Here is a 24,452-nt window from a genome sequence, read left to right on the forward strand (position 1 = left end):
ATTATTTTGCCAGAAATATATAGCCTATTATTGAACAAATACCCAGTACAAATACCAGCAGGTAAAAACCTATGCTGCCGTTTTGCAGTGCCCTTCCGCCGTTACCCAGCATATTTGCACCTTTGCCCAGGCCGAACACCAGCGCCGATATGGCTTCTTCTACAATGTTTTTAAAGAAGCTGCCTATGGCGTAAATCGGTTTTACGATAATGGCCATATAAAACTCGTCTACATACAGTTTGTTGTACAGCACCTTGCTAAGTCCGGTAAACCCGGCATCGGCAGGTGGCACTTCGCCTTTGCTGTTGTATTTAGTGTACGCTATGGCTATACCTATAAGCGCGCCTATAACCGCTACACCCATAAGGGCGTACTCTGTAGTACCCAGCTCGTGGTGTGCCGCAGGGTGTGCCATAACAGGGGCAAGGTAGTGGTTTAGCCAGCTGTTACCCGGTAGGCTAAGCGCACCGCCCACTGCTGCAAGCAGGGCAAGTACTATAAGCGGGAAGGTAATCAGTGCAGGCGACTCATGCAGGTGGTGTTTTTGTTCCTCTGTACCACGGAAATCTTTATAGAACGTAAGGTATACCAGGCGGAACATATAAAACGCTGTCATTATAGAGGCTAACGAACCTATACCCCACAGCACAGGGTTGTGGTGGAAGGCCGTCATTAATATTTCGTCTTTAGAGAAAAAGCCCGAGAACGGTGGCAAGCCCGAAATGGCAAGGGTAGAAACCAGGAAGGTAGCAAAGGTAACCTTCATTACCTTGCGCAGTCCGCCCATGTTTCGCATATCCTGTTCGCCGTGCAGCGCGTGGATAACCGAACCTGAACCCAGGAACAAACACGCCTTAAAGAATGCGTGCGTTATAACGTGGAATACTGCCACCTCATAAGCACCGCAGCCCAGTGCAAGGAACATAAGCCCCAGCTGAGACACGGTAGAGTAGGCAAGTACCTTTTTAATATCGGTTTGTACAAGGCCTATGGCAGCTGCTACCAGTGCCGTAATGGCGCCTACTATAGCTATAACTTCCAGTACCTCAGGGGTTAGGTTAAACAAAAAGTTTAGCCTTGTAATCATAAATATACCGGCAGTAACCATGGTAGCCGCGTGTATAAGTGCAGATACCGGGGTGGGGCCCGCCATAGCGTCTGGTAACCATGTGTATAGCGGTAGCTGTGCACTTTTACCACACGCACCTATAAACAGGCACAGGGTGGCTATGCCCAGCAGGCTTTGGTTTACCTGCCATCCGTTAGCCAGCTCGGTTTGCATAAGGCTGTACTCTGTAGTATGGAACAGGTAAGCAAGGATAAAAATACCTATAAGGAAACCAAGGTCGCCTATACGGTTCATAATGAAAGCCTTTTTAGCGGCATCATTATACTCCTGGTTTTTGTGCCAAAAGCCGATAAGCAGGTAAGAGCAAAGCCCCACGCCTTCCCAGCCAATGAACATTATAAGCAGGTTGCTGCCCATAACCAGGGTTATCATAAAGAAAACAAACAGGTTAAGGTAAGCAAAGAATTTGTGTACGTTTTCGTCGTCATGCATGTAGCTTACAGAGTACATGTGGATTAGCGTACCTATACCGGTAACAAACATAAGCCACAGCAGCGAAAGCTGGTCCAGCTGAAAACTAAAATCAACCGTAAAGTTGGTTAACGTAAGCCATGGGGCCACGTTTATCATAACGGGTTTACCGGTGTTTAGTACCTGCAAAAAGAAGGTAAGGGTTACCCCAAAGGCGGCCGCTATGGCAGCAGTGCCTATCCATCCTGGAGCGTTATGCCCAAGTTTTTTCCCGAAGAAAATGTTGATGAGAAACCCTGTAAAGGGTATGATTAAGAGTAGTAAGGCCAAATTATTATCCATCAGGCGTTATCCTTTTAAGTTCTTAAGGTTATCAATGTCGATGTTTTTCAGGTTGCGGTATATGGCTACCAGAATGGCAAGCCCCACAGCTACCTCGGCAGCAGCTACTGCCATAGAGAAGAATACAAACACCTGTCCGCTGGCATCATGGTGTAATGCAGAAAAAGCCACCAGCAGCAGGTTTACTGCATTTAGCATAATCTCTATAGACATGAACATAACGATGGCATTTCTTCTGAAAAGTACCCCAAAAGCACCAATGCAAAAAAGCACTGCGCTTAAGTACAGGTAATTATCTATGCCTACTTGCTGTAATATATTTTCCATATTAGCTGTTGATGTGTTCTTTTTTACTTAACAATACTGCACCTATCATAGATACAAGCAGCAGTACCGATGCAAATTCAAACGGTACCATGTACTCTGTAAGGAGTACCTTGCCCAGTACCTTTATACTTTGGTAATCTTCGGTGCCGTTTTTTATACCCGGTACCAGCCCGCTGTTTGCCTTTACAAAAGCGGCAATAAGCACAAGGCCTAAAAGCCCGGCCGAACCTACCGCAGCAAAGCGCGAAAGCAGGGGTTTATGCTGCTCGTCTTCCTTGTTAAGGTTCATAAGCATTATGGTAAACAGCATCAAAATCATAATCGCGCCAGAGTATACTATAATGTGTACCATGCCAAGGAAATCAGCATTAAACATAAAATAGTGTCCGGCTATGGAAAAGAAGCACAGTACAAGGTAAATCGCGCTGTGAATAGGGTTTTTGCTAAGGATGGTAAGCAGGGCCGTAGCAAGGGTAAACGCCGATAGTATGTAAAATAACGTTATCATCTTAGCTTGCAGTCTGTGTTTGAGTGTTTCTAATAGCCGCTTCCAGTGGCATTACCAGTTTGTCTTTGCCAAAGATAAAATCTTCCCTGTGGCTTTCAGACGGTACCCATGTATGGCTCTTGGTAAGGTATATGGCCTGTTTAGGGCAGGCTTCCTCACACAATCCGCAGAAAATACAGCGCAGCATGTTTATTTCGTATATCTCGGCATATTTTTCTTCCCTGTACAGGTGTTTTTCGTCGGCTTTGCGTTCTGCCGCCTTCATGGTTATGGCTTCGGCAGGGCAGCTTAGTGCACACAATCCGCAGGCGGTACAGCGTTCGCGGCCTTCGTCGTCGCGCATTAGCGTGTGGCGTCCGCGGTATACGGGGCTAAGCTCACGTTTTTGTTCAGGGTATTTAATAGTAACCTTACGGGTAAAAAGGTGGCTCAGGGTTATCTTAAGGCCTTTGGCAATAGCCACAAGGTAAAGGCTTTCCCAGAAGTTCATCTTTTTGTTTGAAACCTCTTTCTTGCGTCCCGATAATGATAGCGTTTCTATTGACATCTCTATTTATCTTTTGTTGCCCTGTGGGCGTGTCTTTCTTTTTATTACTTACAGCTTTCCGTCGGCAAAAAGCGTTACAATAGCAGTAACCACTATGTTTACTATAGCCAGCGGGATTAGCATTTGCCAGCCCAGCCTCATAAGCTGGTCATAACGGAAGCGTGGTATAGTCCAGCGCACCCACATGTAGAAGAATATGAAGAAACATATTTTTCCGAAAAGTACGGCAACACCTATAAGGTTAGCTATGTTTTCGCCCAGCGCGCTTGCAGCCTCATCCATAAACGGATAGTTGTAGGCACCAAAGTAAATGGTGGCAAGTATGGTAGAGCTAATAAACATAGAGGCATATTCGGCAAACAGGTAAAAGCCCATTTTCATAGACGAATACTCGGTATGGTAACCACCTATAAGCTCGGCCTCACACTCGGCAAGGTCAAACGGGGTACGGTTGGTTTCGGCAAACGAACATACCAGGAAAATAAGGAAGCCTACCGGCTGGTAAAACACATTCCACTTCATGCCGTGCTGGCCTTCGGCAATGTGGCGTATGCTTAAAGAGCCATCCATCATTACCAGGGCTATAAGGGCAAGGCCCATGGCTACCTCATACGATATCATTTGAGATGACGCGCGCATGGCACCCATAAGCGAGAATTTGTTGTTAGACGCCCATCCGCCTATCATTATACCATATACACCTACAGACAGTACGCCAAATACGTATAGCATGGCTATGTCTATATCTGTAGCCTGCAGCTGCACCTGGCGGCCCAGTATGGTAAGGCTTTTGCCCCATGGTATTACCGCGCTGGTCATAAGCGCTGTACTCATAGAAATCGCAGGCCCTACAATAAACAGGAATTTGTTTGGCGTATTAGGGAAAAATTCTTCCTTGGCAAACAGCTTAAGTCCGTCGGCAAGGGGTTGCAGTATACCGCCTTTACCTGCACGGTTAGGGCCTATACGGTCCTGGAACCATGCCGCGATTTTACGCTCGGCAAGTGTTTCGTACATGGCAAAAAGCATGGTTATGGCAAAAATTACCACAATAAATACGCTCTTTTCTATAATGATAGCACTATCCATTTATTTTGTTTAAAGTTTAAGGTTTCAGGTTAAGCCTGTTGTTAACTGCTTAATAGTTCCCTTTTTTTAATACTTGTTCTTCTTCGGGTTTTAGCGGTACCTGGGTCATACTGATTTTTTGGCGGTCTTTATCGCGGCCAAGCAGTATTTGGTTTTCGGTACCTATTTTTACCGGCTCTACCTTGCGGGTATAGTTGTTTTGGTTAATAACCGAATCTTTCTCAAACTTACGCGGGCCTTCTATCGTCCAGTCGGCTACGTCTTTGTGGTCAAAACGGCATTCGTTACAAATAAACTCCTCTACCTCGTGGAATTCGTCTTTACGGGCAGTAACCCTTTGTATTTCGTTACCAAACATCCACAGGGTAGTTTTACCGCAGCACTTGTCGCAATCGCGGTGTGCGTTATAAGGCTTGTTAAACCATACCCTTTGCTTAAAGCGGAAGGTTTTATCGGTCAGTGCACCCACAGGGCACACATCTATCATATTACCCGAAAACTCGTTTGTAACCGCCTTGCTTATGTAGGTAGAAATCTGGGCGTGGTCGCCACGGTTCAGCACACCATGTACACGTGTATCTGTAAGCTGGTCTGCTGTCATTACACAACGGTAGCACAGTATACAGCGGTTCATGTGCAGCTGAATGTTCGGGCCTATGTTTTCTGGCTCAAAGGTACGTTTGTCTTCAATAAAGCGCGTTTTGGCAGCACCGTGCTTAAAGCTAAGGTTTTGCAGGTCGCACTCACCGGCCTGGTCGCACACGGGGCAATCCAGCGGGTGGTTTATAAGGAGGAATTCGGTAACGCTCTTACGCGCATCCAGCACCCTTTCAGAGGTGATGCTTTTTACCTCCATACCGTCCATACAACCGGTAACGCAAGAGGCTACCAGTTTAGGCATAGGGCGTGGGTCGGCATCGCTACCCTTGCTTACCTCTACAAGGCAGCAACGGCATTTACCACCGCTTCCTTTTAGTTTAGAATAATAGCACATGGCTGGCGGAACACTTTCGCCGCCTATTTTGCGCGCAGCCTGCAGGATGGTGGTTCCTGGTTCTACGTCTATTTCCTGGCCGTCTACTGTTACTTTCATCAGAATTTTGGTTTGAAAGTTTCATGTTTCATGTTTCAGGTTTCCCATCGGCACGTACACTACAACCTATATTTTTTTGAAATCCTTAGCCTTTACGACTTTCAGACTCCCGACTTTATGACTTAATTATACTGTTTGTTTTGCCACAAGGTGCCTTACCTTCTCAAAAGGTTCGTGTACAAAGTGGTCTTTATCTTTTATCTTTTCAGGGAAACGCACGTGGTATTCAAACTCCTCCCTAAAGTGGCGTATGGCAGCAGCTACAGGCCATGCAGCAGCATCGCCAAGCGGGCAAATGGTGTTACCCTCTATCTTACGCTGAATGTCCCACAACAGGTCGATATCTTCCTCGCGGCCGTGGCCTGTTTCTATTCGGTGCAGTACCTTTTCCATCCACCCGGTACCCTCACGGCATGGTGAACACTGTCCGCAGCTTTCGTGGTGGTAAAAACGGCTAAAGTTCCAGGTATTGCGTACCACACAGGTAGTATCGTTATATACAATGAAGCCGCCCGAACCCAGCATAGAACCGCTTGCAAAACCACCTTCAGAAAGTGATTCGTAGCTCATAAGCCTGTCGCCGCCTTCGGCATTTTTAAAGATAAGGTGTGCAGGTAAGATAGGCACCGAAGATCCGCCAGGGATAAGTGCCTTAAGCGGACGGTCGTCCATCATACCGCCCAGGTATTCGTCTGAGTTCATAAACTCATCTACGCTTAGGCCAAGCTCAATTTCGTAAACGCCCGGGTTTTTACAGTGGCCCGATGCCGAAATTAGCTTAGTACCTGTACTGCGGCCAATACCTATTTTAGCGTATTCTGCCCCGGTATTGTTTACAATCCATGGCACTACGGCTATAGATTCTACGTTGTTTACTACGGTAGGGTTTTGCCACAAACCGCTAATAGCAGGGAATGGTGGCTTAATGCGCGGGTTACCACGCTTGCCTTCCAGCGATTCTATAAGAGCGGTTTCTTCACCGCAAATGTAGGCACCGCCACCGCAGTGTACGGCAAGGTCCAGGTCGTAACCTGTGCCCAGTATGTTTTTACCTAGCCAACCGGCTGCGTAAGCTTCTTTAATAGCAGTTTCAAGGATGCGGTAAACCCACATGTATTCGCCACGGATGTAAATGTAACTTTGGTTACAGCCCAGCGCGTAGCTACTGGTTATCATACCCTCAATAAGTAGGTGAGGGATGTACTCCATAAGGTAACGGTCTTTAAACGTTCCCGGTTCAGACTCGTCTGCATTACACACCAGGTGGCGTGGCTTGCCTGATTTCTTGTCTATAAAGCTCCATTTCATTCCGGTAGGGAAACCCGCTCCACCACGGCCGCGAAGGCCACTGGTTTTTACTTCTTCCACCACCTCGTCTGGCGTCATGCTCTTAAGCGCTTTTTCTACCGAGCGGTACCCACCATGCTGGCGGTACACCTCATAGGTTTTTATACCCGGTACGTTAGCGTGCTCTAATAATATCTTTTGTCCCATTGTTATTGCGAAATGGAAAGTTTATGTAAATCTATTTTGCCCGCGCGGCAGTCTTCAATCAGCTGGTCCATTTTAGCGGCATCCAGCTTTTCGTAGTAATGGTCGCCCAGCTGAAGCATAGGAGCATAACCACAGGCACCTAAACATTCTACACCTACTACGGTAAACATACCATCGGGCGTGGTTTCGCCCACCTTAATACCCAACTTTTGGCAGGTATAGTCCATAAGGTTTTCGGCACCGCGAATCATACAGCACGATGTGCGGCAAAACTCAAACATGTACTTACCTATAGGCTTTTGATTAAACATGGTATAAAACGTAACCACCTCATACACCTCTATGGGTTTTATGCCAAGAATTTCGGCTACTTTATCCTGTAGTGGTACGCTAAGCCAGTTGTCGTGCTTGTCTTGTACCTCATGCAGTACCGGCAGCAGGGCGCTTTTCCTTTTTTCGGCAGGGTAGTGGCTGCATAGCTCCTCTATCCGTGCAGACAGCTCGGGCGTTATGTTTATGTCCTGATGTATGTGACTAACTTCCATACTCCTTTTTTCTATTTTAAATTTTGAATTATAAATTTTAAATGACTTTAAAACCCTAAATCAAAACGTTCTTTTTATTTCAAACCCCGAATCATAAATTTCGAACGAACATCACCCGATAATTTATAATTCAAAATTCATCATTTATAATAAATCAAATTTAAGCGTCCAGCTCTCCTGCAATTACGTTAAGGCTACTTAGTGTAGCAATAGCGTCAGACAGCATTTGGCCCTGTACCATATCGTTAAACGCCTGGTAGTAAATAAAGCACGGCCTGCGGAAGTGCAGCCTGTATGCCGTACGGCTACCATCGGTTATCAGGTAAAAGCCCAGCTCGCCGTTACCGCCTTCTACCGCGTGGTATACTTCGGTTTTTGGCACCGGCACTTCGCCCATTACAATTTTAAAGTGGTATATAAGTGCCTCCATGTTATGGTACACATCTTCCTTAGGCGGAAGGTAGTAATCAGGCACATTAGCGTGGTACACTTTTTCTGGTATGGCATTGATTTTATCAATAGCCTGGCGGATGATTTTAAGGCTTTCCCAAACTTCGGCATTACGTACACAAAAACGGTCATACGTATCGCCTGATTTGCCTACAGGCACATCAAAATCAAACTCCTCGTAAGAGCTGTACGGCTGCATTACACGGATATCATAATCGATACCCGCTGCCCTAAGGTTAGGGCCTGTAAAGCCGTAGCTCATGGCTTTTTCTGCCGATATAGGGCCTACGTTTATGGTACGATCCATAAAAATACGGTTACGCACCAGTAGGTTTTCAAACTCCTGCCATACACCCGGAAACTCGGTTAAAAAGTCGTTTATTTTTTTAAATGCGGCATCGCTCCAGTCCCTTTCAAACCCGCCTATACGGCCCATGTTTGTGGTAAGGCGTGCGCCACATATTTCTTCGTAGATTTCGTAGATTTTTTCCCTGTATTGAAACACGTATAGGAATCCCGTAAGGGCTCCTGTATCTACACCCAGTACAGAGTTACATATAATATGGTCTGCAATACGTGCCAGCTCCATAATTACTATCCTCATGTACTGTACCCTTTTTGGCACCTCTATGTCAAGGGTTTTTTCAAGGGTCATCCACCAGCCCATGTTGTTTATGGGCGACGAGCAGTAGTTAAGCCTGTCTGTAAGTGGTGTTATTTGATAAAACGGCCTGTTTTCGGCTATTTTTTCAAAAGCGCGGTGTATGTACCCTACGGTTCCTTCGCCATCTATAATGCGTTCCCCGTCCATAAGCAGTATGTTCTGAAAAATACCGTGTGTGGCAGGGTGGGTAGGGCCCAGGTTTAGTACAGAGAGTTCGCTGCCGTCGTCGTTGTGCTTGCGTGCCTCAATGATTTTGGCGTAGCGGTCTTCCGGAGATAATAACAGGTCTGACATGTTTTTTATATAAACTTATTGCCGGTTAGTAATTTAATGCGTTATCAGTACTGCGACCAAAGAAGCGGTCGTCCTTATCGGTACGGCCGGCGTCTTCCATAGGAAACTCCTTGCGCATAGGGAACACCTGCATTTCATCCATATTAAGGATGCGCTTAAGCTGCGGGTGGCCTTTAAACACTATGCCATAAAAGTCATAGGTTTCGCGTTCCTGCCAGTTAGCTCCCAGGAACAGGTTTGTTACAGTATCTATTTCAGGGTTGTCGCCGTTTAGGTAACATTTTATGCGGATGCGCACATTATCAAGCCAGTTGTGCATGTGGTATACCACGGCAAACTGCCTTTCTTTTTCGTTATCAGGGTAGTGTATACCGCACACATCGGTAAGGAAATTAAAACGAAGCGTGGCGTCTTCCTTAAGGAAACGTATGGCATCGTTACTTACCTCCGGGGCTACTTCAAACGAAAATATGTCTTTTATCTGTGCAAAACCGAAAACCCTGTCGCCAAATTTATCGGTTAGTTTATCTTGTATTACAGTGGTTTCTAATGCCATTATGATATGTTGTAAGAAGCCATTAATTCTTTATATTCAGGCGAGTTGCGGCGGCGCAGTGATTCGTTTTTCACTATGTCCTGCAGTTTCATTATACCATCCAGTATTTGTTCCGGCCTTGGCGGGCATCCTGGTACGTATACGTCTACGGGGATTACCTTGTCTATACCCTGTAGTACAGAGTACGTATCAAATATACCGCCCGATGATGCGCATGCGCCTACGGCAATAACCCAGCGCGGTTCGCTCATCTGCTCGTATACCTGGCGAAGTATAGGTGCCATTTTTTTAGCTATGGTACCCATAACCAGCAGCATATCGGCCTGGCGTGGCGAAAAGCTCATACGCTCAGAACCGAAACGGGCCACGTCATACGTAGAGGCCATGGTAGCCATAAATTCTATACCGCAGCACGATGTGGCAAAGGGCAATGGCCAAAGCGAATTGGCACGGGCAAGCCCCACTACATCGGCAAGTTTTGTGGCAAAAAAGCCTTCGCCCTGAAATCCTTCAGGGGCATCGGCCACTTTTATGTTTGATGAATCGCTCATACTAAATGTTGTTTTTTGATGATCAGGTTACTAATGCAAAAAGCATGCGCCCGATGTTACTCCCATTCCAGTCCTTTTTTCTTAATCACGTAGAAAAAGCCCACTACAAGCAGGAACATAAATATGCCCATTTTTATAAGGCCGTCTACACCCATTTCGCGGAAGTTAACCGCCCATGGGTACATAAAAATAACTTCTACGTCAAAAAGTACAAAGAGGATTGCTACAAGGAAATACTTAACAGAAAACGGTATACGGGCGTTACCTACAGACTCAATACCGCACTCAAAGTTTTTGTCTTTGCTTGCCGAATGGCGCTTTGGCCCCAGCATGTTAGATATTGCTATTGTACCCGCTACAAAGCCTATGGCAAGCCCCATTTGCATTAAAATGGGAATCAGTTGTCCCTGACCTGTTTCCATAATTAGTGTGTATATATGTAAATCAATTCACAAATATACATTTGATTACACTACTTATTCAAGGTTTTTTAAAGAGATAGAAGATAAGGTGTGTAATTTTTAATGGTTCTAAATAAGTTAATAATGCAGCAAAAACCTATGGGTTGTGTGTAGTTGTTAACAAACCAATGGCTCTGTTAAGAATATCTTAAACAACGTGTAAATAAACTGCATATATTGTGTTTTATCCATAAAAAAAGCCACCCGAAGGTGGCTTTGTGATACTAGGTAATCGTACTAATTATATATTACTTATATAGCTACTACGTTAGCGGCTACTTTACCTTTTTTTCCGTCTTGTTCAACGTAACTTACTTTATCACCTTCGTTAAGGTTACCACCTTTAAGGCCGGTAATGTGTACAAAGATGTCTTTGCCTGTTTCGTCGTCTGTAATGAATCCAAAACCTTTAGATTCGATGAAAAATTTAACTTTGCCTGTGCGCATTTTGCAATAAAATAAATTAATAATGCGTAAAGGTAGGCTTATTTCTTTTCTATGCAAGAAAAAATGTTAAAAAATTTATTCATTATTATTCAGGTACTAATTTTTTTTAAAATGTTTCAAATTTTGTTACAGTTGGCGCGTTTTGGCAAATACGGCGTTAATAAAGCACTAATGCTGCAAAAGCCTACGCTTGTAAAGATTGTGTTTTAACAAATTTTGCGGAAAACACGCAACAAAGTTTTGATAAGCCTTTGTATTTTCGTAACTGTAAAAATGAAGTTTTTCGGCACGGGATGCCAAAAACGAATACCAACTGTTTTCTTTCGATTTCTATTTTAATTTGAGTGTAGTTTAGTTTAGGTAGTTACGTGATGTTTTTTTTCCGAAAAACACACATACAAGAAATTAAAGAATAGAAAAAAACAGTGGCTTAACGGCCAAAAATGTTTAGGTGTACCGGAAACGGTACGTAGTTTAATGGTGCAAAAATGCCTGCTGAAAAGCAGGCATTTTTATTTTTACAGTGCAAGCTGGTAGTTAACCACCAGTGCTATGGTGTGGGTTTTGTAATTATCAGAGTTTTTAAACATACCGGTAAGCCCCAGGTTATCGCGCAGTTCAAAGTTAAGCTCGTTTCTGCCGTCTATTTTCCAGCGGTAACCGCCGCCAAATACCGCGCCCATGTTAGTGCTTTCTGTACCGCGTTTTGTATTTAATAAAGTGTCTGTGCCGTCTTTGTAAACACCGCGTAAGAAAAACGATGCATAACCCCCGGCCATAACGTAAACGCTGCTTTCTTTTGTAAAAAATGCTTTTACCGTTAGCGGAACCGTTATAAAATGGTTTCGGAATTCTACATCGTACGTGTCGTAGTATACATTAGGGTCAAAGCTCACAGATTCGTAATTTGTACGGAAGTTGCGCTGCTCATAGTACACGCCAGAACTTAGCGAAAAATGAGGGTGTATGGCCTTTTCTGCCGTAATGCCTATGGTTTTTCCTACCCAGGGGTCGTAGGTGTTAAACGTGTCGTTTCGCATAAACGAAAGGTTAGTCCCGGTAGATACACCTACTTTAAACGGATTTTGCTTAGTGGCGGTTTCCTGCGCGGTGGCAAATAATGGCAGCGTTACGGCTGCCAGCAGTAATAACTTGTTTTTCATACGTGGTTGGTTTTTTATAATTCCGGGGTAAATATAGTGTAGTTTTATTATTCCATGGATTTTAAAATGGCTTCTTCTGCGGCGGTTAACAGCAGGGCGTTGCTGTTTTTCCAAAACTCTGTAGTGTAGTGGTTGCCGGCATTGTACAGGTTTTTGCCTTTGTAGCGTTTGGCTTTGTCCGGGGTTTCTTCGGTTTCTTTATGGTTGTTTACAACCATGTCGTTTAAAAACTCCAGATTATCGTCTATCTTATCGCGGAATTTTATGTAAACACCTACGCGGCCTTTGTTGTAGCTTACTATGTACTTGTCTTTATCCAGCACAAAGCTGGTGTGTTTTTCTATGGCGGTAATGCGCAGGTAAATGCCAAATATTTTTATGTCAGGGGCATTGCTTATAAACGCAGGATCTATTTGTATATCGGTATCCAGTATAAGGCTAGTGGCAGTATCGTAGGTTACGGTACCCATATACAGCCCTTTGCCGCCGGCTTTAGGCTTTATGGAAACAATTTGCAGGTTGCGCCCGTTTTTATCCTGGCGGGTTTTAAGGGTAAGGTCGTACAGGTCTGCATTTGAAACTATTTTGTTAACCAGCCCAAAGTTATAGCTCGTTTCTATGGCATCGTCTAGTTTATACACGCCTATGCTTTCTATGGTATTCATGTCAGCCTGAGTAATAGAATCGCTGCCATGGGTCATAATTTTGGTGTCGCCCACCTTTACCAGCTTGCGGGTGCGGCTTTGGTTTACATACACATCGGCAGCACCGCTTTTGCGTTTTACGTAAAAATCCACCAGCCCATCGGCAAAGCGTACGTAGCGGCCGTTAATTTTTACAAACTCACGGTAATAGGTATTTAGCAGCAGCGATTTTTCCATCTTCTTTTTAGATGCCTTTACCGCCCCGCGCAGCAGCCCGTCTACCGGCTGGTTCGTTACAACCACTTCCTCCAGGGTAAAAATGCTGGGTTCCAGGTTTATTTCTTCTGATGCCTGTGCCACGCTTACGGTGTACGGCCTGTAATTAAGGTGGCTTATGCTTAGCTGGGTTACGTTTGCGGGCACGGTTATCCTAAAGCTACCTTCGGCGTTGCTTACGGTACTTATAGAGGTGCCTTCGGCGGTAATGGTAGCCATTTCTACGGGTTCGCCCGTGGCCATGTCTTTAATTTTGCTCTGAATGGTTTTTTGGGCGAAAGCAGAAACACCGGCACACAGCACCAGTAAAAGGATGTAGATTTTTTTCATTTGGTTACAGGATTTATGCCGCAAGATAACGGTTTATGGCGTAGTGTGGAAATCCTGTTAAAAAAATACCCCGAAACAAATGCTTCGGGGTAGGGTATGCTGTTGTGCAGTAGCTTACTGCGGTTTTACGCTTATAAAAAGCTCATCGAGCTGTTTGTTGTCTATGGCGCTTGGGGCGTCTATCATAACATCGCGGCCGCTGTTGTTTTTAGGGAAGGCAATGAAATCACGAATGGTTTCCTGTCCGCCCAAGATAGCCGTAAGCCTGTCCATACCAAAGGCAAGGCCTCCGTGTGGCGGCGCACCGTACTGAAACGCATCCATAAGGAAACCAAACTGGTTTTTAGCTTCTTCTTCGCTAAAGCCAAGGTATTTAAACATAAGGCTTTGTGTAGCCTTATCGTGTATACGGATAGAGCCTCCGCCTATTTCGTTACCGTTTAGTACAAGGTCATACGCATTAGCACGTACGGCACCCGGATTGGTTTCCAGTAGTGCCATATCCTCCGGTTTAGGTGAGGTGAACGGGTGGTGCATAGCGTGGAAACGCTCGCTTTCCTCGTCCCACTCCAGCAGCGGGAAGTCTACTACCCACAGCGGAGCAAATACCTCGGGGTTACGCAGCCCAAGGCGTGTGGCTACTTCCATACGCAGGGCACTAAGGCGTGTGCGTGTTTTGTGCGCATCGCCACTTAGTACAAGGATAAGGTCGCCTGGTTGTGCGCCGGTAACTTCGGCCCATTTTTTAAGGTCGTCCTGATCGTAAAATTTATCTACAGATGATTTAAGCGAACCATCAAGCTCATATTTGGCATATACCATACCGGTAGCACCTACCTGAGGGCGTTTTACCCACTCTATAAGCTCGTCTATTTGTTTACGGGTATAGCTTGCAGCCCCCGGAACGGCAATACCCACCACCAGTTCGCTGTTGTTAAACACGGCAAACTCTTTGTGCTGGGCTACGGCGTTTAGCTCGCCAAACTCCATACCGAAACGGATGTCTGGCTTATCGTTACCGTACTTACGCATGGCCTCGTCATAAGTCATACGAGGGAACTTGCCGGTATCTATACCCTTAAGCTCTTTAAGGAGGTGGCTGGCAAGGCCTTCAAACATATTAATAATATCTTCCTGCTCTACAAAGCTCATTTCGCAGTCTATTTGTGTAAACTCCGGCTGGCGGTCGGCACGTAGGTCTTCGTCGCGGAAACACTTCACAATCTGGAAATACTTATCCATACCGCCCACCATAAGCAGCTGCTTAAAGGTTTGTGGCGATTGTGGCAGGGCGTAGAACTGCCCCGGGTTCATGCGGCTTGGTACTACAAAGTCGCGTGCGCCCTCCGGTGTACTTTTAATAAGCACCGGGGTTTCCACTTCTATAAAGCCTTGCCCAGATAGGTAATTGCGCACTTCCATGGCCACTTTGTGGCGGAAAAGCAGGCTGTTTTTTACCGGGTTACGGCGTATATCAAGGTAGCGGTATTTCATACGGATATCTTCGCCACCATCGGTTTCGTCTTCTATGGTAAACGGCGGCAGCTGGGCCGCGTTTAGTATATTAAGTTCTTTTACCAGGATTTCTATATCTCCGGTAGCCATGTTAGGGTTTTTGCTTTCGCGCTCTATTACGGTACCTTTTACCTGAATAACAAATTCGCGCCCCAGTGTGGCAGCCAGGTCCTGTACGGCTTTTTCTGTACGCTGTTCGTCAAAAATAAGCTGTGTAATGCCGTAACGGTCGCGTAGGTCTACCCAAATCATAAACCCTTTGTTGCGCACCTTTTGTACCCATCCGGCTAGTGTTACTTCCTGGTTAATGTGGCTGGCAGTAAGCTCCCCACAGTTATGGCTTCTGTACATTATTATATATGTGTTGAAATTTCGGTTGCAAATTTAGAAAAATGTTTCCGGTTTGTGGTTTATAGTTTTGGGTTTGTTGTACGCCTGTGGCAAAATACATATTTTTGGCACAACCAATCCCATTTTTATGAAATCAAAACTCTTGTGCATCCTGCTGTTTTTTGTGTATGTATTTCCGGCTTTTGCCCAGCCCGATGACCTGGACCTTACCGTAAACATAGAAGGCGAAACAAACGAGCCTCTTGCCCTATTGTCCGGGCTTAACATTAAGGGCATAAAGAAAGTAGCCGACGGGAAGTACAATTTAAGAATCCCTATTTCTAAAGGTTTTTACCATGTTTTTTTAGGATCGCAGCGTATGCGTGTGTACCTGGAACCCGGCAAAAGCACTACCATAAGCTTTAACCAGGAAAATATGCTGGGTACGGTAGTGTTTACTGATGCCCTGGCCGCCGAAAACAAACTGATGCGCAGCATGGCTCAGTTTGACCACGCTATAGACCTGAAGCTAACCGAGTGTAATGATAATGTAGACTGTATGCAGGCTCTTTTAACCAAACGCAACCACGACCTGGAGGCAAAATTGAAAAACAACGCGCTCGATGAAGATTTTAGGGCGTATATGCTTGCCGATATACGTTCGGATGGGGAAACAATGCAGTACCGTATAAATAACCTGAAAAAAGCCGGACGCATGAAAGGTAAACCCATGCCTAAGGTAACCTTGTATAATGCTGCCGGCGAAAAGGTGAGCATGGAAACCCTTAAAGGCAAATATGTTTATATAGATGTATGGGCTACCTGGTGTGGGCCCTGCCTGTATGAAGCGCCTTATTTTACCCAACTTGCCGAAACCTACAAGGACAAAAACATAGCTTTTGTAAAGGTGTGTATAAACGAAGAACGCCAGCTAAACGACTGGAAAGAACATATACAGGACGACCCTGCCACGGTTATAAACCTTGCTGGCAATAAAGGAAGTGACAGCGATATTATATCTAAATTTTCCTCTGGCCGAAAGGGCATACCGTTTTATGTGCTTCTGGCACCCGATGGCAGTATTATAAATGCCAATGCCCCGCGCCCTTCTGAACCGGAAGCGGCACAGCTTTTGCAATCACTCTAAACGGTATAGCCCAACATCGGACTTCGGACTTCGGACCTCCGACTTTCTGCTTTCGACTTTTTAACAAACATTCCTTACAGAGTTATGCATTTCTCGCTTACATTTACACCCTATATACAACGACACTAAAACTTATGAAAAAACTCCTTGCCTTTATGCTTATGGCTTCTGCCGCAATGTACGCGCAGGCCGATAAGGTAAAATTTACAGCCAGCATTAAAAACCCTAACAGCGACTCGCTGGTTATAAAGACCCAAACCTTTAAAAAGGTACTTAAGGCCTCTAAAAAAGGCGCTTTTGCCGATAGCTTTGCCGTACCTACCGACGGGTTTTATACCCTTACCGATGGTAAAGAATATGCTACCCTGTTCCTTAAAAACGGCTACAACCTTACTATGAACATGGACGCCGCTCAGTTTGACGAAACCTTAGCCTTTAAAGGTGCCGGCGAAAAAGAAAACAACTTTATAGCCAAGCTGAACATAAGCGTGGAAAACCTTACCGAAGGCCAGGCAAACCTGCCTCTAGAGGAACAAACCAAAAACATTAACGCTAAAATGGACGAGTTTGCTACCCTGCTTAAAGACCCTGCGCTGGATAAAAACTTCGTAAGCAACATGAGTCCGCAAATTATGGGCCTTAAGGAACAGCTTGCCATGATGGTGGCACAGGCGGCTGAGGCTAATAAAATGAAGGGTAAGCCATCGGCACCGTTTAGCTACGAAAACCACAAAGGCGGTACTACAACCCTTGCCGAACTAAAAGGTAAATATGTATACATAGACGTGTGGGCTACATGGTGTGGGCCATGCCGCCAGGAAATCCCATACCTGAAAAAGGTAGAGGAGCACTTCCACGGTAAAAATATAGCTTTTGTAAGTATCTCAGTAGACGTGGCGAAAGACCATGACAAGTGGAAAAAATTTGTAACCGATAAGGCACTGGGCGGTATTCAGCTGTTTGCAGACAAAGACTGGAAAAGCGACTTTATACAAGCCTACGGCATTAACTCTATTCCGCGCTTTATACTTATAGACCCTAAGGGTAATGTGGTAGAGGCCGATGCAAAACGCCCAAGCGACCCGGCACTTACAGCACAGCTGGAAAGCCTGCTGAAGTAATACATTTTTACAATATATTTGCGTACCCTGTGCTATTTGTACAGGGTACTTTTTTTTTAACCAATACACCGTTTTTACCATGAAACCAATTTTAGCCTTGTTGCTGCTTGTTACCACAACCGCCGTGCACGCACAAGATGCCCCTACCAACTTTAAAGGAGAAATTAAAAACAACAAAGCCGACTCGTTAATTGTACAGAGCATGCGCGGTAAATTCCGTAAGGCGCTGGCGTTAGATAAAACCGGACACTTCCAGGGGCTTATACAACAGGGAGTAGGGATGTTTATTATTCGGGTAGGCCAGGAGGAAACACCCGTGTTCCTGTCTAACGACATTAACCTTACCATAACGGCAGACGCCGCAGACCTTTATGGTACTATTACCTTTAGTGGTGATGGTGCCAAAGAAAACCAGATTTTAAGGCAGGTACAACAAGAAGCAGAAGCCTTTAGTGAAAGTGCCGAGAAGCAAAACAACCCGGAGGTGCTTAAAGCCCGTGCCGCGCAGCTGTCGGAATCGTGGGATGCGCTGCTCAAGGAGGCAAATTTATCCTTTGCCAGCCAAACCGTGGTGCGTACAATGTGTAGTCAGCAAAAGTTTCTTATTAACAGCACAGTGGAATCAGCCGAAGACAAACTTACATTTACCGGCAAGCCTGCGCCGCAGTTTAGCTATAAAGATGTAAAAGGTAAAACGGTAAGCCTTTCGGACTTTAAGGGTAAGTATGTGTATATAGATGTATGGGCTACCTGGTGCAAGCCGTGCATGATGGAAATCCCTGATCTTTTAGCGTTGCAAAAAACATTAAAAGATAAAAACATAGCCTTTATAAGCGTAAGCATAGACAAGCCCGAAGATGCCACAAAATGGAAAAAGGTAGTTGCCGAAAAACACCTGGGCGGCACGCAGCTTATTGCCGAAAACGCGTGGGATAGCAGCATGGTACGGGATTATAAAATAGAGTCGGTACCACGGTTTATACTAATTGATCCTCAGGGTAAAATTGTTGACTTTGACGCGAAACGCCCCAGTAACGAGGAGCTTTTAAACGAGCTAAACACTTTGCTGAAGTAATTTTTTTTCACAATATATTTGTGTAGACTGTAGCTACTGCTACGAGTGCTATTATGTTTTAAACCAACCATATTTTTATTCATGAAATACTACAGCGTTAGGTCTTCGTTGTCAAGAAAAGTAACCGGGCACTATCCGCAAGTTAAAGGGATTAAATACTCCTGCGATGTTTGGGACGAACCCCGATTTATAGAACACGTATATTTTACGCCTGTACTGGATTTTGAACCCATAACGGCTAATGCTGTTTTATACGCTAAATCTAAGTCAACAGACTTGATTAATGTTACCGGTATGGGATTTACTAAAAAGCCGCTGGTAAGCACCAAGCTTAAGGATATCCTTCAACAATTTAGAAAGACAGGGATGCAATTTTTTAAGTCGCCTGTAATTAAAAATGGCATTGTAAATGAAGATTATTGGGTGCTCAATTTTTTTGAGGTGAACATGAACTTCATTGATTATACAAAATCTAAAGTTTACCTTACCGAAAACACGTTTGACCTGGTAAGGCCTTTAGATATTTTCGATTATAATGCGTATATAAATACGAAAGAAGTAATAGATGAACAGGGTTCGCCTGCCGGAATTTTGGTAGACTCAATTAATATACTGCCTGGAGTCGATAAAGACTTTTTTGTACTAACCGAAGTAGAAGGTGGTGTAAAATACGTTGCATCCGAAAAATTAAAAGCCTTTATAGAGCAACAAAACTGCTCAGGAATTGAATTTATGCCTCTTGAACTCAGTTTTAATGAGTGGGTAGAAAAAGGAGGGGTTAGAGAGACCGTCTATGGAAAAGTATAAACGGCTTCGGTACATTTATATGTAGCGTTTGCTTTTGAGCAGGATATTTTTTTCAGGCAAAACAATCCCCGTTTTAAAACCCAACTACCAGCGCAGCAAATGCCGCTAAAAGCATAACTATCACCGCAACCGGCACAAGATAGTTGTTGCGGGTTTCAGCCGCAGGTATGCCATTCCACTGTTTAGCGGTAGTAAACATCTGCGCAAAGACAGCAATGGCAAAGAATAGAACTACACAGCCGTACCGTACATACGGAAACCATGTTTCGGTTTTATAATCGGTAAGCAGCAGGTTTGGTATAGCGAATAACGGAAACAGCAGCAGTAAAAAAAACAGGCTTCTGTTGGGTTCGGTTTTAAATTGGTACGTAACGTGGTACTTTGGCTCGGTTAAAATTAGTAACAATACCGCGATTTTACCCATTTTTCGGGATAAAAAATTTTGGCAATCGTGGTTAATGCACGTTTTTTGGTTAGAGTAGGTAACATTGTTTTACGGTACACAATGTGGCTAAAACCCCAGTGTTTGCTGAAGCTTTGCGTTGGTTGAGATTTATTTTGGGAAAATACCAATGTTAAGTTTTACTCAATGTTACCAAATTGTTAAGCGAATATGTTTTTAATGTAAATTAAATTTTTATATTTGTTTTAAACAATACGTATAACCTTAAAACACAGAGCAGATGAAAAAGAGTTTTGTTGCCGGATTCCTGCTGTTAGCAGGTGTGTTATCAGCCCAAAGCGTTACACCTACACACGAAATAGAAAACAACGTTATTAAAACCACGTACTATTATGATAATGGTGCTGTAAAGCAAACCGGATTTTATAAAGACGGTAAACTTACCGGTGCATGGGTAGCTTATAACGAAGATGGTTCTAAACAAAGCATGGGTACGTATGATAACGGTAAAAAAGTGGGCAAATGGTTTTTTTGGACCGGGGCTAACCTTACCGAGGTAGACTATGCCGACAGCCGCGTAGCCGCTGTAAAAAAATGGAGCAAAGACGCCGTAGCAGTAAATAAATAGTACCGTATAAGTACTACTAACCACATAACTATGCATTGCAAAAATCCCCGGAGCTAAATGGCTTACGGGGATTTTTTATAAATAACAGAGAGAGAAAATTCGCGGTTTAGGCAACGGCGGGTTTTTTGGCCTTTTTGTTATTGCGCCCGCGCCATATAAGGAAACCCGTAACCGGCAGGGCAGAGCATATAAGGCTTACCGTAAAGGCCAGTATTTTGCCCGGCAGCCCCAGTATGGCACCTACGTGTATGTCGTAATTGGCACCAATTACCTTTTCGCCCATATTAGCATCCTTGTAGTTTTCTTCGGCAACAAATTTACCCGTATACTGGTCGTAGTACGCGTGGTGGTGTTTGTAATACGTACCCGGAACCAGGTTTATGTGCATGCCTATGGCGGCAGTACTATCGGTAGGGCGGCCTACGCTGTAGTAGTCGGCTTCAGGGTAGCGTTTTTTAGCATCGGTTATGGCAGTGTTAAACGCGGCGTCTTTATTACTGGTTTTAACCGGAGCCGATTTTGCCACCACAGGTACCGGAGGCGTTATGCTAAGGCTGGATACTACGTATACCGTTTTTTGAAACCACGTAAACGCCCACACCATACCGGTAAACGCCAGTACCAATGCTACAGACGATACATAAAACCCAAAAATGTTGTGCAGGTCGTAGTTTTTACGACGCCACTTGGTCGTTTCTTTCCACTGAAACCACAGGCGTTGCTTGCGTGCCGCCTTGTTTTTTGGCCACCATAGTATAATGCCGCTTATAAGCATTATTACAAAAATAAAGGTAGCCCACCCTATAATCTGCTGGCCTATGGGGTGGCTTATAAGCAGGCTCCAGTGCAGCATTTTTACAATATTAAAAAAGCTGTGGCCTTCGTTGTACACGCCCAGCACTTCGCCGGTGTAGGGGTTGGTGTATACTATGTAGTAATACTCCAGGTTGTCTAAATACCAAAACTTACCTTCGTTAAATTTATAGGCGTAAGACAGCGCTGCCTTGTTTGGGTTGTTATAAATGCCCAGGCTGTTAAGGGGCATTTTTGGCCCCAGTGCCTTTTGGGTTTTTTCCCAAAGTACGGCTGCCGGCAGGTGTTGCTGCCCCGGGGTGGGGGTTACGTATATATCATCATGGCGCAGTGCAGTGGTAATTTCTTCCTGAAACGCGTAGATGCACCCGGTAACGGCCAGCAGCAGTACTACCAGCCCAGAGGTAAGCCCCAGCCACAGGTGCGCCTTGCCCACCCAGTGCTTAAAATCTTTCTTTTTATTTTTTGGTTGTTTAGACATTGCCTGCGCCTGTTCTGTTTTAGCTAAAAAAGCATCCTCCCACGATAGCGGAAGGACGCGTTTTTATGTAATTTTTATAGTGGACAACTTAGAAGCTATACGAAAGGCTTGCTGAAATTACCCTTGGTTTTTGTGCACTTATGGTACTCCAGCCTTTGTAGTAATCCTTATTGGTAAGGTTATCTAACTTAAGGGTAAGGGTAACATCGCTTATGTTGTAGAAAGCCGAAGCATTTAGTATTGTGTATTCCGGCAGTGTAAAGGTACCGGCTTTGTTACGGTTAAATATTTTGTTTTCGCTGGCATAGTTACCACCAAAACCAAGTCCGAAACCTTCAAGAGCGCCGTTTAGCACGGTGTTACTAAATCTGTAGCTAGCCCATAGGTTCACCATATTTTGCGCTCCGGCACTTTCCGGTCTTTTGCCGATAAAATCTTCATCGCCTGCTACCAGTTTGCTGTCGTTGTAGCTGTAGCCCGCTATTACGTTAAGCCCGCTTACAGGGTTAGCGGTAAGGAAAGCTTCAAAGCCCTGGCTACGTTGTTTACCATCTTGGAAGTTTATGATATTTGGCATTACCGGTGCTCCGGTTACAGGATCCGGATCGTTAGCTATTTGCTTAGAGTATACCATATCGTTTACTTCTATGTAGTAGTAGCTAAGGGTTGCAGAGAGTTTGTCGCCAAGCAAGTTTAGTTTTGTACCGCCTTCAAGCTGTTTTGCGTGTTCCGGATCAAAGCTTCTTGCTATGCTGGCACCCAGCACCTGATCCTGGGTAGGTGCTACGTTGCTAAAACCATCCATATAGTTAGCAAAAACCGAAACCTTATCAAGTATTGGCTGGTATACAATACCAAACTTAGGCGAATACGCGGTTTGGTTAAAGTTAGTCGATTTGTTGATAAAACGGTCGGCACGGAGGCTTAGCATTACTGATAGTGCCGGGGTAATGTTCAGTACATCTGATGCGTAAGCGCTGTATATTTCTTCCTTTGTAGAAGATGGAGTTACACTGCTGTTAGCTAAAATGGCATTCATACCTGCCTGGGTAAGTACACCGGTATCATCTGTGCCGGTAGGCTGACCCATGGCAGCTGCCACAGCGTCAAACTTAGACTGGTTTTTACCTATATAAATGTAGCCGTTTAGCGGGTAGTCTGTACTGTTGTTTTGTACGTTACGGTTAAAATAGTCTAAACCTACAACCATGCGGTTTCTTAGTGACCCCAGTTTAAAGTCGCCAATAAAATTCTGCTGTATGTCTGTAGCGTAGGTGGAAGAGTTTTGTTTACTCATGTAGCGTGCAAACAGTAAACCTTCCAGGTTACGATCAGGCAAAAGGGCTTCTGCTGTAGTGGTTCCTTCGTAGATATAAGAGTAAAACCCGTCTGACTTAGCCGATGATCTTGAAAGCACGGTTTGAGAAGTCCACTGGTCGTTAATCTTGTAGTTCATTTGTCCCTGTACATTAAAGGTAGGGGTGTCTATATACAGGTCGTTACTGGTGTAAGAACGCTTGTTGCTGTAGCCAAAAGCTTTAAGCTGGTCTATGTTGTTTACATGCAGGGGAGAAAAGCGGTCTAGAAACAGCATGGCAGTGTTAGTGCTGCGGCCGTTAAAAATTTCGGTATTTACAAAAAAGCTTAGTTTATCATTAACGTTATAAACTATAGATGGTGCTACAAAAAATGATTTTTTAAACCCTGCATCCTGAAAGCTGCCTTCGCTGTGGTAGGCCGCGTTTATACGTACGGCACCTTTTTCGGCATTGGCAAACGGGGTATTTATATCGGCTGTAAAACGGTTAAGGTCGTACGTACCGCCTATGTAGTTAATGTTACCTTTAAAGGTATCAAAAGGTTTTTTAGTAGTAATGTTTATTAAACCACCGTAGCTGATAAGGCTGCTGCCAAAAAGCGTACCCGATGGGCCTTTTATTACTTCTATACGCTCTATGTTTTGTGGGTCTGCGCTACCGTTGCTTAGCGCCGGTAAGCCGTTTACCATGGTAGGTTGTACAGGGAAACCCCTAAGGCTGAAATAGCCCGCGCCATCGCCACCACGTCCTGTAGACTCCCAAAGCCTATCTAAGCCCGGAACGTTTTTGTAAGCGTCGTCTACCTGGGTAATTACCTGCTCCTTTAGCAGTTCTGCCGTAATGGTGTTATATACTTGTGGATTTTCTATGTCTTTAAGCGGCATTTTACTCACCACAGTACTTGTAGAACGGGTAAACTTGTTTATACCCCCGTTTATGATTACTTCGTTTAGTTGTTCTGCGCTTTCGTTAAGCGAAACATTGGCAGTAGTAACCTGCCCGGCATTTACCGTTATGCTTTGCTCTACCGTTTTTATACCTACCGATGCTGCGCGTAGGGTATAGGTGCCCGGTTTTACGTTCTTTATTTCGTAGGTACCTTTAGTGTTAGTTACGGCGCTGTACACGGTGCCTTTTAGTACTACGGTAATGTTTTCTGCCGGGGTATTGTCATTTAGTACCACGGTTCCGTTTACACTTCCTTTGTCCTGCGCGTATAGGGTAATGCCCAGCAGCAGGGTGATTAGTGTAAGGGCTGATCTGAAAATAGACGTTTTCATGTTTTTGTTTGTGTTTTAATAACGGCGCAAAGTTAAACCCAAAACGCACATGAAACAATACTATTTTTAATTATTCTAAATAAATACAGATGATGTTCGTTACTTTTACGGATGTGTTTGTAAAAGCGATTTTATTTTTATTAATTCTAAATTAATGTTTTAAAATACTGGATTTCTTTCAGGGATTTACATAAAAAAATACCCTGCCGTGT

At 44.5% G+C, this 24,452-nt stretch carries 24 protein-coding genes; 5 read left to right on the plus strand and 19 right to left on the minus strand.

Annotated elements, in window-relative coordinates; all coding sequences use genetic code 11:
* Position 1 precedes the first annotated feature (1 nt).
* The 16 genes from nuoL to aspS all read right to left on the minus strand — a co-directional run bounded on the left by nuoL (position 2) and on the right by aspS (position 15,187).
* Positions 2-1,882 (minus strand): NADH-quinone oxidoreductase subunit L, encoded by a 1,881-nt coding sequence (gene nuoL / locus ACLI08_RS04805; RefSeq protein WP_411427320.1) that lies wholly within the window; start codon positions 1,880-1,882, stop codon positions 2-4.
* A 6-nt stretch (positions 1,883-1,888) separates the two neighbouring features.
* Entirely contained in the window at positions 1,889-2,209 is a 321-nt protein-coding gene (gene nuoK / locus ACLI08_RS04810; protein WP_411427321.1) for an NADH-quinone oxidoreductase subunit NuoK, read from the minus strand.
* 1 nt (position 2,210) lies between these two features.
* Positions 2,211-2,717, minus strand: a complete 507-nt coding sequence (locus ACLI08_RS04815; RefSeq protein ID WP_411427322.1) for an NADH-quinone oxidoreductase subunit J — start codon at positions 2,715-2,717, stop codon at positions 2,211-2,213.
* Between the two features lies 1 nt (position 2,718).
* Complete coding sequence (locus ACLI08_RS04820) at positions 2,719-3,264, minus strand: NuoI/complex I 23 kDa subunit family protein (protein ID WP_411427323.1); 546 nt, start codon at positions 3,262-3,264, stop codon at positions 2,719-2,721.
* Between the two features lie 48 nt (positions 3,265-3,312).
* Positions 3,313-4,353 carry an NADH-quinone oxidoreductase subunit NuoH gene (nuoH, locus tag ACLI08_RS04825; protein WP_411427324.1) on the minus strand — a complete coding sequence of 347 codons (1,041 nt, stop codon included), beginning with the start codon at positions 4,351-4,353 and terminating at the stop codon, positions 3,313-3,315.
* A 49-nt stretch (positions 4,354-4,402) separates the two neighbouring features.
* Complete coding sequence (locus ACLI08_RS04830; RefSeq protein ID WP_411427325.1) at positions 4,403-5,446, minus strand: 2Fe-2S iron-sulfur cluster-binding protein; 1,044 nt, start codon at positions 5,444-5,446, stop codon at positions 4,403-4,405.
* A gap of 126 nt (positions 5,447-5,572) precedes the next feature.
* The gene (gene nuoF / locus ACLI08_RS04835) at positions 5,573-6,940 is read right to left on the minus strand and encodes an NADH-quinone oxidoreductase subunit NuoF (RefSeq protein ID WP_411427326.1); all 1,368 of its coding nucleotides are present in this window, start codon (positions 6,938-6,940) and stop codon (positions 5,573-5,575) included.
* A 2-nt stretch (positions 6,941-6,942) separates the two neighbouring features.
* Positions 6,943-7,485, minus strand: a complete 543-nt coding sequence (nuoE, locus tag ACLI08_RS04840; protein ID WP_411427327.1) for an NADH-quinone oxidoreductase subunit NuoE — start codon at positions 7,483-7,485, stop codon at positions 6,943-6,945.
* 160 nt (positions 7,486-7,645) lie between these two features.
* A complete protein-coding gene (locus ACLI08_RS04845) occupies positions 7,646-8,893 on the minus strand; it encodes an NADH-quinone oxidoreductase subunit D (RefSeq protein WP_411427328.1) in 1,248 nt (415 codons plus the stop codon).
* A 25-nt stretch (positions 8,894-8,918) separates the two neighbouring features.
* A complete protein-coding gene (locus ACLI08_RS04850) occupies positions 8,919-9,449 on the minus strand; it encodes an NADH-quinone oxidoreductase subunit C (protein WP_411427329.1) in 531 nt (176 codons plus the stop codon).
* Entirely contained in the window at positions 9,449-10,000 is a 552-nt protein-coding gene (locus tag ACLI08_RS04855; RefSeq protein ID WP_411427330.1) for an NADH-quinone oxidoreductase subunit B, read from the minus strand. The genes ACLI08_RS04850 and ACLI08_RS04855 overlap by 1 nt, the downstream gene beginning before the upstream one ends.
* A gap of 56 nt (positions 10,001-10,056) precedes the next feature.
* Positions 10,057-10,422 (minus strand): NADH-quinone oxidoreductase subunit A, encoded by a 366-nt coding sequence (locus ACLI08_RS04860; RefSeq protein ID WP_411427331.1) that lies wholly within the window; start codon positions 10,420-10,422, stop codon positions 10,057-10,059.
* A gap of 291 nt (positions 10,423-10,713) precedes the next feature.
* The gene (locus tag ACLI08_RS04865) at positions 10,714-10,908 is read right to left on the minus strand and encodes a cold-shock protein (protein ID WP_411427332.1); all 195 of its coding nucleotides are present in this window, start codon (positions 10,906-10,908) and stop codon (positions 10,714-10,716) included.
* 518 nt (positions 10,909-11,426) lie between these two features.
* The gene (locus tag ACLI08_RS04870) at positions 11,427-12,071 is read right to left on the minus strand and encodes a porin family protein (protein WP_411427333.1); all 645 of its coding nucleotides are present in this window, start codon (positions 12,069-12,071) and stop codon (positions 11,427-11,429) included.
* Positions 12,072-12,118: 47 nt separating this feature from the next.
* Complete coding sequence (locus ACLI08_RS04875) at positions 12,119-13,321, minus strand: carboxypeptidase-like regulatory domain-containing protein (RefSeq protein ID WP_411427334.1); 1,203 nt, start codon at positions 13,319-13,321, stop codon at positions 12,119-12,121.
* A 114-nt stretch (positions 13,322-13,435) separates the two neighbouring features.
* Positions 13,436-15,187 carry an aspartate--tRNA ligase gene (gene aspS / locus ACLI08_RS04880; RefSeq protein ID WP_411427335.1) on the minus strand — a complete coding sequence of 584 codons (1,752 nt, stop codon included), beginning with the start codon at positions 15,185-15,187 and terminating at the stop codon, positions 13,436-13,438.
* Between the two features lie 127 nt (positions 15,188-15,314).
* Here aspS and ACLI08_RS04885 point away from each other — a divergent pair, with 127 nt between their 5' ends.
* The 4 genes from ACLI08_RS04885 to ACLI08_RS04900 all read left to right on the plus strand — a co-directional run bounded on the left by ACLI08_RS04885 (position 15,315) and on the right by ACLI08_RS04900 (position 19,316).
* On the plus strand, positions 15,315-16,313 hold the full coding sequence (locus ACLI08_RS04885; RefSeq protein ID WP_411427336.1) for a TlpA family protein disulfide reductase: 999 nt from the start codon (positions 15,315-15,317) through the stop codon (positions 16,311-16,313).
* A 134-nt stretch (positions 16,314-16,447) separates the two neighbouring features.
* Positions 16,448-17,434 (plus strand): TlpA family protein disulfide reductase, encoded by a 987-nt coding sequence (locus ACLI08_RS04890; protein WP_411427337.1) that lies wholly within the window; start codon positions 16,448-16,450, stop codon positions 17,432-17,434.
* A 79-nt stretch (positions 17,435-17,513) separates the two neighbouring features.
* Positions 17,514-18,509, plus strand: a complete 996-nt coding sequence (locus ACLI08_RS04895; RefSeq protein WP_411427338.1) for a TlpA family protein disulfide reductase — start codon at positions 17,514-17,516, stop codon at positions 18,507-18,509.
* Positions 18,510-18,590: 81 nt separating this feature from the next.
* The gene (locus ACLI08_RS04900; RefSeq protein WP_411427339.1) at positions 18,591-19,316 is read left to right on the plus strand and encodes a hypothetical protein; all 726 of its coding nucleotides are present in this window, start codon (positions 18,591-18,593) and stop codon (positions 19,314-19,316) included.
* Positions 19,317-19,389: 73 nt separating this feature from the next.
* Here the strand turns inward: ACLI08_RS04900 and ACLI08_RS04905 are convergent, their stop codons facing one another.
* Positions 19,390-19,740: a hypothetical protein gene (locus ACLI08_RS04905; RefSeq protein ID WP_411427340.1), complete on the minus strand. Its 351-nt coding sequence runs from the start codon at positions 19,738-19,740 to the stop codon at positions 19,390-19,392.
* A gap of 259 nt (positions 19,741-19,999) precedes the next feature.
* Between ACLI08_RS04905 and ACLI08_RS04910 the strand changes: the two genes are divergently transcribed.
* Complete coding sequence (locus ACLI08_RS04910) at positions 20,000-20,347, plus strand: toxin-antitoxin system YwqK family antitoxin (RefSeq protein WP_411427341.1); 348 nt, start codon at positions 20,000-20,002, stop codon at positions 20,345-20,347.
* Positions 20,348-20,453: 106 nt separating this feature from the next.
* Here the strand turns inward: ACLI08_RS04910 and ACLI08_RS04915 are convergent, their stop codons facing one another.
* Positions 20,454-21,641 carry a PepSY-associated TM helix domain-containing protein gene (locus ACLI08_RS04915; RefSeq protein WP_411427342.1) on the minus strand — a complete coding sequence of 396 codons (1,188 nt, stop codon included), beginning with the start codon at positions 21,639-21,641 and terminating at the stop codon, positions 20,454-20,456.
* 88 nt (positions 21,642-21,729) lie between these two features.
* Positions 21,730-24,240, minus strand: coding sequence for a TonB-dependent siderophore receptor (locus tag ACLI08_RS04920; RefSeq protein ID WP_411427343.1), 2,511 nt, complete (start codon positions 24,238-24,240; stop codon positions 21,730-21,732).
* Positions 24,241-24,452: the final 212 nt, after the last annotated feature.

Source organism: Flavobacterium sp. RNTU_13 (assembly GCF_046614455.1).
GTDB lineage: Bacteria > Bacteroidota > Bacteroidia > Flavobacteriales > Flavobacteriaceae > Flavobacterium.

What these genes read in the sequence shown, in the direction of transcription:
- ACLI08_RS04915 (WP_411427342.1), bottom strand. Translation starts at nt 21,641, where the DNA reads ATGTCTAAACAACCAAAAAATAAAAAGAAAGATTTTAAGCACTGGGTG.
- ACLI08_RS04875 (WP_411427334.1), bottom strand. Translation starts at nt 13,321, where the DNA reads ATGAAAAAAATCTACATCCTTTTACTGGTGCTGTGTGCCGGTGTTTCT.
- ACLI08_RS04910 (WP_411427341.1), top strand. Translation starts at nt 20,000, where the DNA reads ATGAAAAAGAGTTTTGTTGCCGGATTCCTGCTGTTAGCAGGTGTGTTA.
- ACLI08_RS04870 (WP_411427333.1), bottom strand. Translation starts at nt 12,071, where the DNA reads ATGAAAAACAAGTTATTACTGCTGGCAGCCGTAACGCTGCCATTATTT.
- ACLI08_RS04830 (WP_411427325.1), bottom strand. Translation starts at nt 5,446, where the DNA reads ATGAAAGTAACAGTAGACGGCCAGGAAATAGACGTAGAACCAGGAACC.
- ACLI08_RS04815 (WP_411427322.1), bottom strand. Translation starts at nt 2,717, where the DNA reads ATGATAACGTTATTTTACATACTATCGGCGTTTACCCTTGCTACGGCC.
- nuoH (WP_411427324.1), bottom strand. Translation starts at nt 4,353, where the DNA reads ATGGATAGTGCTATCATTATAGAAAAGAGCGTATTTATTGTGGTAATT.
- nuoK (WP_411427321.1), bottom strand. Translation starts at nt 2,209, where the DNA reads ATGGAAAATATATTACAGCAAGTAGGCATAGATAATTACCTGTACTTA.
- ACLI08_RS04895 (WP_411427338.1), top strand. Translation starts at nt 17,514, where the DNA reads ATGAAACCAATTTTAGCCTTGTTGCTGCTTGTTACCACAACCGCCGTG.
- ACLI08_RS04885 (WP_411427336.1), top strand. Translation starts at nt 15,315, where the DNA reads ATGAAATCAAAACTCTTGTGCATCCTGCTGTTTTTTGTGTATGTATTT.
- ACLI08_RS04905 (WP_411427340.1), bottom strand. Translation starts at nt 19,740, where the DNA reads ATGGGTAAAATCGCGGTATTGTTACTAATTTTAACCGAGCCAAAGTAC.
- ACLI08_RS04865 (WP_411427332.1), bottom strand. Translation starts at nt 10,908, where the DNA reads ATGCGCACAGGCAAAGTTAAATTTTTCATCGAATCTAAAGGTTTTGGA.
- ACLI08_RS04820 (WP_411427323.1), bottom strand. Translation starts at nt 3,264, where the DNA reads ATGTCAATAGAAACGCTATCATTATCGGGACGCAAGAAAGAGGTTTCA.
- nuoE (WP_411427327.1), bottom strand. Translation starts at nt 7,485, where the DNA reads ATGGAAGTTAGTCACATACATCAGGACATAAACATAACGCCCGAGCTG.
- ACLI08_RS04900 (WP_411427339.1), top strand. Translation starts at nt 18,591, where the DNA reads ATGAAATACTACAGCGTTAGGTCTTCGTTGTCAAGAAAAGTAACCGGG.
- ACLI08_RS04850 (WP_411427329.1), bottom strand. Translation starts at nt 9,449, where the DNA reads ATGGCATTAGAAACCACTGTAATACAAGATAAACTAACCGATAAATTT.
- ACLI08_RS04845 (WP_411427328.1), bottom strand. Translation starts at nt 8,893, where the DNA reads ATGTCAGACCTGTTATTATCTCCGGAAGACCGCTACGCCAAAATCATT.
- ACLI08_RS04855 (WP_411427330.1), bottom strand. Translation starts at nt 10,000, where the DNA reads ATGAGCGATTCATCAAACATAAAAGTGGCCGATGCCCCTGAAGGATTT.
- ACLI08_RS04920 (WP_411427343.1), bottom strand. Translation starts at nt 24,240, where the DNA reads ATGAAAACGTCTATTTTCAGATCAGCCCTTACACTAATCACCCTGCTG.
- nuoF (WP_411427326.1), bottom strand. Translation starts at nt 6,940, where the DNA reads ATGGGACAAAAGATATTATTAGAGCACGCTAACGTACCGGGTATAAAA.
- ACLI08_RS04860 (WP_411427331.1), bottom strand. Translation starts at nt 10,422, where the DNA reads ATGGAAACAGGTCAGGGACAACTGATTCCCATTTTAATGCAAATGGGG.
- nuoL (WP_411427320.1), bottom strand. Translation starts at nt 1,882, where the DNA reads ATGGATAATAATTTGGCCTTACTACTCTTAATCATACCCTTTACAGGG.
- aspS (WP_411427335.1), bottom strand. Translation starts at nt 15,187, where the DNA reads ATGTACAGAAGCCATAACTGTGGGGAGCTTACTGCCAGCCACATTAAC.
- ACLI08_RS04890 (WP_411427337.1), top strand. Translation starts at nt 16,448, where the DNA reads ATGAAAAAACTCCTTGCCTTTATGCTTATGGCTTCTGCCGCAATGTAC.